Below are 5,350 nucleotides of genomic sequence, written 5' to 3' on the forward strand. Positions count from 1 at the left end.
GGCGGCTTTTTTATCATCAGCTGGCGCAGCTGTTTCGCTGTCCGTAGTAGAGGAGGCTGCCTTTTTAGCTTTAGCACGCGCAATGGCTGCCGCTACGGCGGCTTTTTTATCATCGGCAGGGGCTGCTTGATCACCGTCAGTGGTCGATGCTGCCGCTTTTTTCTCTTTATACTTACGAGCTTGCTCCTTGCGCGCTGCACGTTCTAAAGCAACGTCACTATTATCAGGCTCTAAGTCCGCACCTTGATTTTGTTTTTTTGCTTTAGCGCGAGCTATTGCTGCTGCAACGGCAGATTTATCGTCGTCTTTTGCTGGCTTACTTTTAACTCGGGCGAGTGCATCGGCAATTTTTTGCTTTTCGTCCGCTGACTTTTCAGTCGCAGGTTTGCGTTTGTGACGGTTTTGCCGTGCTTCTTGTTCACGCTCAAGACGCTGCTTTCTAAGTTCAAAGCGTTCTTTTGCACGCTCAGCTTTAACTTGTTCAGCTTGTTGCTCTTTTATTTCAACTTTAGCAACACGGTAGTATTGTACGAGTGGAATTTCGCTAGGGCACACATAGGCACAAGCGCCGCACTCGATACAATCAAATAGATTATGTTCTTTTAGCTTGTCATATTCTTTTGACTTAGCAAACCATTGCAGCTGTTGCGGTAATAATGAAGCGGGGCAGGCGTCTGCACAGGCGCTACAGCGAATACAGGCTTTTTCAGGGCCGGGCTCTGCAAGTTCCTCATGATCTGGGGCTAAAATACAGTTTGTGGTTTTTACTACACCAATGCGCACAGTAGGTAAGGTAAAGCCCATCATAGGCCCGCCCATCACAACACGCTGTTGTGGCACGGGTGAAAACCCTTGGCAGTCAAGTAAATGCTTTATTTCAGTCCCTAATAAGGCCCACACATTGCCAGGGTTATGAATTGTATTGCCTGTTACCGTAATAACACGTTCAATCAGTGGTTTACCCTCGAACACCGCTTGATTAACCGCAAATAAAGTACCAACGTTTTGCACGAGTACACCAATATCAGCAGGAATACCGCCACTGGGCACTTCTTTATTGGTAAGTAATTTTATTAATTGCTTTTCACCACCAGACGGGTAAACCGTTGGGACGGTTTGAATAATTATCTTATCGTTATGGGCCGCTGCTGCCTGCATGGCTGCGATGGCTTCTGGTTTATTGTCTTCTATACCAACAATTGTAAGCGTTGGTGTAAGAAGTTGTTGCATGATTTCGATACCAGCAATGATACCGCTGGCATACTCTCTCATTAGCATATCGTCAGCAGTAATGTAGGGCTCGCATTCGACCGCATTAACAATAAAATACTCAATAGCTTTGCGGCTATCAGCTTTGATATAAGTCGGAAATCCTGCGCCGCCCATACCTGCAATACCACGATCATGAATAATATCGATTAGCTGCTCGTGCGAAAGCAAGCTTGGTGTTGGCACGGGGTTTAATGTACACCAGCGGTCTTGACCGTCTGGTTCAATAATTATGCTTAATTCAGGTAGTGCAGATGGATGCGCTGAAGGCATTTGGCAAATATCAGTGATCACACCAGACGTTGGGGCATGAATTGGCACTGACCAATTAGCTACAGGTTTTGTTAGCGCTTGGCCTTTTAATACTTGCTGACCTTTGTCGACGATTAATTTACCATTGGCACCAATGTGTTGCTTTAAAGGTACAACGAGCTTGTCAGGTAAAGGTAAGCGGGTTATGGCTTGGCCTGTGGAAATCGTTTTTTGTCCAGGTGGATGTATACCTCCTGGAAATGGCCACACTTTACCTTGTTTTATTTGTGCAATTAGCTTTTCCATGTGTGCCCCTTAATCAATTTGTGTAACTGGGATTGCATCAAGTTGCCATTTCCACGTTTGTTTTGTGGTTTTCACTGGCAACATGTCAATACAATCAACAGGACAAGGTTCAACACATAGATCACAGCCTGTACATTCATCAATCAATACCGTATGCATTTGGCGTGTGGCACCCACAATGGCATCTACAGGGCAGGCTTGAATGCATTTAGTACAACCAATGCATTCGTCTTCTCGAATATAAGCGACCGTTTTAACTGGCTCTGCTTGTTCACCACCGGCTAGTGGCTTTGCTTCTACGCCCATTAAATCTGCTAATTTTTTTACAGTCGCATCGCCCCCAGGCGGGCATTTATTTATTTCGTCGCCGTTGGCAATCGCCTCAGCATAAGGACGACAACCAGGGTAACCACATTGACCACATTGGGTTTGCGGTAAAATAGTATCGATTTGTTCGACAATAGGATTACTTTGCACACGAAAACGTACCGCGGCAAATCCTAAGATCAAACCAAAAATAAGTGCCAGTGAACCCAGCGCAATCAAGGCATAAAACAAGGTCATGTTAAAACTTCACTAATCCTGTAAAACCCATAAAGGCCATCGACATTAAGCCTGCGGTGATCATCGCAATGGATGCACCTTTAAATGGGGTAGGTACATCTGCTGCGTTTAAGCGCTCACGAAGTGCTGCAAATAAAACAAGTACCATAGAAAAACCAACGGCAGCGCCAAAGCCAAAGACCGCTGATTGTAAAAATGTATGATCTTCTTTGATATTTAACAGTGCAACACCTAATACCGCACAGTTTGTGGTGATCAAAGGTAAAAATATACCCAACAGGCGATAAAGTGTCGGACTGGTTTTTCTAACCACCATTTCGGTAAATTGCACGACCACCGCAATGACTAAAATAAAGCTAAGGGTGCGCAAGTAGGTAATATCAAGTGGGATCAAAATATATTGATGAACGAGATAGCTTGTTACAGAGGCAAGCGTTAACACGAATGTGGTTGCTAAGGACATACCAATTGCGGTGTCTAGTTTACCAGACACTCCCATAAATGGGCATAGACCTAAAAATTGTACTAACACAAAGTTATTAACCAGTACCGTGCCGATCAACAGCAAGACATATTCTGTCATGTTCGCCTCAAGCTATAATAAACGTCGTCATTATCCTTTTTTATTGTCGGTTTAACAACACGTAGCGGGCAAATAAACCGCTCATTTAGTAATGATAGTTAATTGCATTAAAAATTTTCTGATTGCTAAATAAACATTTACGGTTTATTAACTAAAATACCTGCAATAGGACAATGGGTAGAGACAAAAGGAATAGTTTTACCGTGCAGAGTTACACTAAGGCTTGGAGTATAAAGGTGCGCAAACGCACCTTTACATGGATTAAATATCTTTGGGTTTTTCGATGTAATAACCCTGAACACCATCTAAACAAAGGGTTTCTATTATATGTTTTTCTTCTTGGCTTTCAACGCCTTCAGCAAACACACTGACACCAATGCGGTGCGCCAGATCCACCATTAAACGCATAAAGTATTGATTGTTTTTATCTTCTTCAAGGCCGCGAGTATAACTTGCGTCCATCTTGATAAAATCAGGTTTTAAATCACGGAAGAACTTAAATGAGGTTAAGCCCACACCAAAGCGTTCAACAGTAATACGCGCACCAACACGATGAATCATATCAATAAAGCGTTTACTGGCTTTGATGTTCTGTTGTAAGCCAAATTCACTGACTTCAAAGACCAGTTTTGAGGCTATATTGGTATCTTTTAATAAGCGGCGTTCTAACCAAATCACAAACTGATCGTTATGCGCGCTTGAAGCGGTCACATTTAAGCCAAAGAATTTTTCAGAAAAGTTACGGCTTTTAATTTTTTCAAGAGACGAGTCAATAATCAATCGATCAATTTCCATTGCCATATCAAGTTTTTCAGCCATTGCCAAAAATGATGCTGTAGGCAACACTTGATTCTCAGCCGTTTTAAAACGTACCTGAATTTCTGCGTAAGCTTTAATGCTTTTACCAATAGGCATAATGTTTTGCATCACTAAATGCACACGTTCAGACTCAATAACTTCATTGATCACTTTACGCCAATTTTGATTACCAAACCCAGCGCTGACATTATTTACTAAATCTGTTTCACGTTGTACATGCCATGCATTAGCTTGTTTGGATTGTGCCATACTCATGGCATTGTCTACGATTGAAAGTAGTTCACCTAATGGCTTACCTTTTTCGTAGCCTACAATACCTGTATTTGCTACTGAGCTTAACTCTTGATTTTGTTGATACTGCGTAAAGCGGGATTGCAGGTTATCACCAAAGCGCTCAGCTTCTTTGAGTGGCGTGTTGGGCAGCACAATAGCAAAGTCTGAGCTATTTAAACGAAAAACCTTACTGCCAGTATAGGTGCCACTGATATGCTTAATGATGTCAGCAACTGCTTTGACATATTCATCACCTTTTTGATAGCCGCGGGTTTGGTTTATTGCTTGTAATTCACTACAACGAACCATCGCAAGTGATCCAAAGGTACTTTTTTCACTGCTTTCTATGTGTTTTTCATAATATTCGACAAACATATTACGATTGCCAAGCTCAGTCACCACATCTTTATAGGCTTCTTGTTTGATAGTGTGAGCCGCATTTTGAATATCATCATGTTTACTTTGTAAAAAGTGCGAAAGTCGATTAAAGCTGGGTATTAAATCAACCCCCAATTGTTTTATTTTGCTGTTATTAATTGCAGTATCAAGGCCGCTATTGAGTTGATTTTGATTGATATACACATCAATAACATCAGCTACAGTCATACTGATATTGCGATTTAATTTGCGGAACATGGTTTTCATGAAAACAATGGGAATAATTGCCATTAAGCCTGACACTAAAATCACAATAAATAACCCTTGCTGTAGTAACAGTCCGAGGTTGTTGGCATTTATCATGAATTCAACTTTAATATCTGATGCTTGGTTTACAGCGAATTGCGGTCGAATTGAGTTAAAACTGCTTTCTACTAATTGTGCAATAGCAGGTAAAGGAGTAGGGGATTGAATATTTACGACTTCTTTACCTTGCTGATCACGCAAAATAAATGAGGAAAAAGTATTGCCATCAGCAAGAACTTGCTGAAGTTTCTCAGGGGAAATATCCGCAATAGAATGTTTATTAATATAGTTATTAACGACTAACTGTGCTTTGTGTTGAGCATTACTTGCTGCATTGTCAAACGCCGCAGCCACAAAGTAACCACCAATACTCGCAAACAACAGCCAAGATATTAACTGAATAAATATGAGTTTTTTAAAACCAGCCATGTCTTATTCTTTTAGTAGATCAAAGGGAAAGGAATCAAATCCTTGATTAATCAAAATATTTTTATACAGGTTAATTGTATATTCAGAATAAATGTTTTGACATTAGTAGAGTAGTGGAATTGTTTAGGAAAGTCTAATGGATTCTTTAAGTTGGCTCCCCCTCCCCGACTC

The 5,350-nt window shown here is 41.2% G+C and carries 4 protein-coding genes; all 4 read right to left on the reverse strand.

Annotated features, from left to right (window positions below; genetic code table 11):
• Positions 1–1,827 (reverse strand): electron transport complex subunit RsxC (rsxC, locus tag CWB85_RS15675; RefSeq protein ID WP_138555398.1); only part of this gene is annotated, 1,827 nt, incomplete at its 3' end.
• Positions 1,828–1,836: 9 nt separating this feature from the next.
• Complete coding sequence (gene rsxB / locus CWB85_RS15680) at positions 1,837–2,391, reverse strand: electron transport complex subunit RsxB (RefSeq protein ID WP_016707856.1); 555 nt, start codon at positions 2,389–2,391, stop codon at positions 1,837–1,839.
• A gap of 1 nt (position 2,392) precedes the next feature.
• On the reverse strand, positions 2,393–2,974 hold the full coding sequence (gene rsxA / locus CWB85_RS15685; protein ID WP_016707855.1) for an electron transport complex subunit RsxA: 582 nt from the start codon (positions 2,972–2,974) through the stop codon (positions 2,393–2,395).
• Positions 2,975–3,235: 261 nt separating this feature from the next.
• Complete coding sequence (locus CWB85_RS15690; protein WP_016707854.1) at positions 3,236–5,179, reverse strand: EAL domain-containing protein; 1,944 nt, start codon at positions 5,177–5,179, stop codon at positions 3,236–3,238.
• Positions 5,180–5,350 lie beyond the last annotated feature (171 nt).

The organism is Pseudoalteromonas sp. S1727, from assembly GCF_005886375.1.
In the GTDB taxonomy this organism is placed as follows: Bacteria; Pseudomonadota; Gammaproteobacteria; order Enterobacterales; family Alteromonadaceae; genus Pseudoalteromonas; species Pseudoalteromonas haloplanktis.

Bases quoted from the DNA above. Each gene is read 5' to 3' on its own strand.
- rsxB (WP_016707856.1), bottom strand. From the start codon at position 2,391: ATGACCTTGTTTTATGCCTTGATTGCGCTGGGTTCACTGGCACTTATT.
- rsxA (WP_016707855.1), bottom strand. From the start codon at position 2,974: ATGACAGAATATGTCTTGCTGTTGATCGGCACGGTACTGGTTAATAAC.
- CWB85_RS15690 (WP_016707854.1), bottom strand. From the start codon at position 5,179: ATGGCTGGTTTTAAAAAACTCATATTTATTCAGTTAATATCTTGGCTG.